The sequence below is a fragment of the Acidimicrobiales bacterium genome (genome assembly GCA_036399815.1).
In the GTDB taxonomy this organism is placed as follows: Bacteria; Actinomycetota; Acidimicrobiia; order Acidimicrobiales; family DASWMK01; genus DASWMK01.
Genome location: DASWMK010000227.1, coordinates 1 through 3,593, shown reverse-complemented (window position 1 = coordinate 3,593; position 3,593 = coordinate 1). Strand labels below are relative to the sequence as shown.

The following is a 3,593-nucleotide window of genomic DNA, read 5'->3' as shown; positions in this document are numbered from 1 at the left end:
CGCCTCGAACCGAACCCCGGCCGCCGGTGGGGCGCTGCCCTGCCGGTGGTCGGCGCCAGGGTGCTGCTCGTGGACGACGTCGTCACCAGCGGCGCCACCGTCACCGCGGCCGCGCTCGCCCTCCGCCGGGCCGGGGCGGCGAGGGTGGTGGTGCTGGCGGCCGCCCGCACGCCGTCACCGGCCCGGGCCCCGCCGGCCCGGCAGCCGTGACCCATGCGCCCGCTGCCCGCCGCCCGCCACCGGCCTCGGGCCCCGCCGGCCCGACACCGGTGACCGATGCGACCGCTGCCCGCTGCGCCCGGCGGCGCCGGGGTCAGCGGGGGGTGACGGCGATCCGCACCTGGGGCGGCAGCGGCCTCGGCACCGACGCCCTCGGGCTGCTCGCCTGGGCGGATGCGTCGTCGGGGAACGGCTCGACGTCGCTCTGGCAGATGGTGCCCTCGGACGGCAGGGCCGTCCCGACCAGGTACTGGGCGACGTAGCGGTCGATGCACCGGCTCTGCGCGAGCGAGGTGTGGCCGTAGCCCTCGAGCGTCAGGAGGCGAGCGTCGGGAAGGAGGTCGCTGACGAACTCGGCCGACTCGTACCGCGTCGCGGGGTCGAACCGGGTGCCGATGACGAGCACGGTGTCGGACGTCTGGGCGTCCCACGGGCCGGTGTAGCGGTCGTCGTCGGCGACCGGCCAGGTGGCGCAGGCGATCCCGGCCCAGGTCCAGAGGCGCCCGAAGTACGGCGCCCGCCGGTCCGCCTCGGCGGCCGCCGCGGGCCAGACGTACGGGTCGGACGGGTTGTTCGAGTCCAGGCAGGTCACGGCGGGGAAGGAGATGATGGCGTTGTCGAGCCCACCACCGAGCCGGGCGACCACGGCGTCGTAGGCGGCGCCGATGGCGGCCGGGTCGGTCGCCTCGTACAGGAACTGGAGGAACTCGGCGAACTCCGGCCAGCCGTACGGCGAGTACAGGGTGCCGAGCGTCAGCCCGACGAGCTCGTCGTAGCCGAACGGCACCTCGCCGCCCTCGGACGGGATCCCGAACTCGGCCCGCCGGAGGCGGTCGGCGATGGCGTCGTACTTGGCGCGCGGGTCGCCCCCGGCGAAGGCGCAGGCGTGCACGCCCGCGGCGTCGCACTCGGAGAGGAAACCCTGGAGCGTGTCGTACGCGCCCTCGGCGCTGCGGACCCTGGTCGTGAGGGGGATGTCGGCCTCGTCGCCGACGCCCACCCACTCGAAGGGGTTGAGGACGCCGTCGATGATCACGGCCCTGACCTTGTCGGGGAACAGGTTGACGTAGGTCTGGCCGAGGATCGAGCCGTAGGAGTAGCCGGCGAAGTTCAGCCGCTCGTCGCCGACGGCCTGGCGGAGCAGGTCGAGGTCACGGGCGACGTCGGCGGTCGACATGTTCCCGAGGATGCGCCCGGCGTTCTCGGCGCACAGGTCGGTGAGGCGGCCGTAGGTCCTGATGTACTGCGCCTCCTGCGCCGGCGTGACCGGGAAGACGGGCTGGCCACGGAGGAACGCCCGCAGGTCGTCGGGGTCGTCGAAGCAGGTCGCCGGGGTGCTGTTGGCGATGCCCCGCGGGTCGAAGCCGACGATGTCGAAGCGGTCGAGCACGATCGGCGCGAACAGGAACGGGGCGGCGCCGACGAACTCGACGCCGGAGCCGCCCGGGCCGCCCGGGTTGAGGAACAGCGAGCCGATGCGGCGGGCCGGGTCGGCGGCCGGCAGCCGGCGGAGGGCGAGGTCGATGGTCGGGCCGGAGGGCCGGTCGTAGTCGAGGGGCACGGCCGCGGTCGCGCACTCGAAGCCCTCGCCGCAGTCCACCCAGGTCAGGTCGGGGACGGGCACCCCGCCGGCGGCGGTGGCCGACGCCCCGGCCGGCGCGGGCACGGCGGTCAGCAGCGCGGCGACGAGCGCCGTCGCCAGCGCCGGGGCGACCCAGCGGTGGTGGCGGGCGGTCGCCCGCCGGGACGAGGCCGGGTCGGCGCCCGGACTCGTGCCGATCGACCTGCGCGTGCCCGTCGTGACGGCCAACGTCCCTCCCCGGGGTCGTGCGGGCGCCCTCGGGCGCCGCCGCCCGGACCGTAGCCCGCCCGGTCGCCCGCCGCTGCGGCGACGAGCACGGCCGCCGCGGCGTCCGCCGGGGCGACGGCCGTCGCCCGGGAGCGGCGGCGTGGGTACCATCCCCGCGCACCACGGGTCGCGGTCGTACGGAGCGTCGCAGTCGATCAGGAGGGTGCCGGCGTGGACATCAGCGTGAGCAGCCGCAACACCGAGATCTCCGAGTCGCTCAGGGCGACGACCGTGGAGAAGATCGGCCGGCTGGCGCGGTTCCTCGACGGCATGGAGCGGGCCGAGGTCCACTTCTCCGAGGAGCGCAACCCCCGCATCGCCGACAAGGAGATCTGCGAGGTCACCCTGGAGGGCCACGGGCACCACGTGCGGGCCAAGGTGCACGCGCCCGACGGGTTCGTCGCCGTCGACCGGGCCGTCGAGAAGCTCGAGCACCAGCTCCACCGGCTGAAGACCAAGCTCGTGCGCCGCCACCACCCGAACGGCCGGGCGGCCGGCGCGCTGGCCGGGGCGCCGGGGCGGGCGGGCGACGACGACGACGGCGACGGCGACGAGGGCGAGCGCCGGCCGCGGATCGTCAAGACCAAGCGGTTCGAGATCAAGCCGATGACCGCCGAGGAGGCCGCCATGCAGATGGACCTCCTCAACCACGACTTCTACTTCTTCACGAACTCGGAGACGAGCCGGGCGGCCGTCGTGTACCGGCGTTCCGACGGCGACGTCGGGCTGATCGAGGAAGCCGACTAGCGCCGAGGTGACCGACACGGGCCCGGGGGAGCGCATCCGCGTCCTCGTCTGCGACGACCACGCGCTGTTCCGGCGCGGCCTGACGATGGTGCTCGAGGGCGAGGACGACATCGACGTCGTCGGCGAGGCCCAGGACGGCGAGGCCGCGGTCGCGCTGGCCGAGGAGGTGGCGCCCGACGTCGTCCTCATGGACGTGCGGATGCCGAAGGTGAGCGGCATCGAGGCGACCCGCCGGATCGCCGAGGCCGTCCCGTCCACCCGCATCCTGATGCTGACGGTGAGCGACGAGGAGGAGGACCTCTACGAGGCGATCAAGGCCGGCGCCACCGGCTACCTCCTGAAGGAGATCTCGATCGAGGAGGTGGCCGGGGCCGTGCGCTCGGTGGTGGGCGGGCAGAGCCTGATCCCGCCGTCGATGGCGTCGAAGCTGCTGACCGAGTTCTCCAACCTGGCCCGCCAGGCCGAGGAGCGCCAGCAGCTGGCCCCCCGCCTGACCGAGCGGGAGATGGAGGTGCTGCGCCTCGTCGCCCAGGGCCTGTCCAACCGGGACATCGCCAACCGGCTCGCCATCGCCGAGAACACGGTGAAGAACCACGTCAGGAACATCCTCGAGAAGCTCCACCTGCGCACGAGGATGGAGGCCGTCATCTACGCCGTGCGGGAGAAGCTCCTCGACATCGGCTGACGGCCCGCGGCCCGCGGCCCGGCGGCGAGGCGGGCGGCCCTGGGGGCACCGGTACAGTGGGGCGGGCATGGGCCTGTTCGACCGCATCCTCCG

General features: G+C 74.5%; 4 protein-coding genes. 3 read left to right on the top strand and 1 reads right to left on the bottom strand.

Annotation, left to right across the window (positions count from 1 at the left end; all coding sequences use genetic code 11):
- On the top strand, window positions 1-210 hold a 210-nt coding region (locus VGB14_17055), incomplete at its 5' end, for a phosphoribosyltransferase family protein (GenBank protein ID HEX9994642.1).
- A gap of 103 nt (window positions 211-313) precedes the next feature.
- Here the strand turns inward: VGB14_17055 and VGB14_17050 are convergent.
- Window positions 314-2,029 (bottom strand): alpha/beta hydrolase, encoded by a 1,716-nt coding sequence (locus tag VGB14_17050; GenBank protein HEX9994641.1) that lies wholly within the window; start codon window positions 2,027-2,029, stop codon window positions 314-316.
- A gap of 210 nt (window positions 2,030-2,239) precedes the next feature.
- Between VGB14_17050 and raiA the strand changes: the two genes are divergently transcribed.
- Both raiA and VGB14_17040 read left to right on the top strand, forming a co-directional pair.
- Window positions 2,240-2,815: a ribosome-associated translation inhibitor RaiA gene (gene raiA / locus VGB14_17045; protein ID HEX9994640.1), complete on the top strand. Its 576-nt coding sequence runs from the start codon at window positions 2,240-2,242 to the stop codon at window positions 2,813-2,815.
- Window positions 2,816-2,822: 7 nt separating this feature from the next.
- Window positions 2,823-3,500: a response regulator transcription factor gene (locus VGB14_17040; protein ID HEX9994639.1), complete on the top strand. Its 678-nt coding sequence runs from the start codon at window positions 2,823-2,825 to the stop codon at window positions 3,498-3,500.
- The last annotated feature ends 93 nt before the right edge of the window (window positions 3,501-3,593 follow it).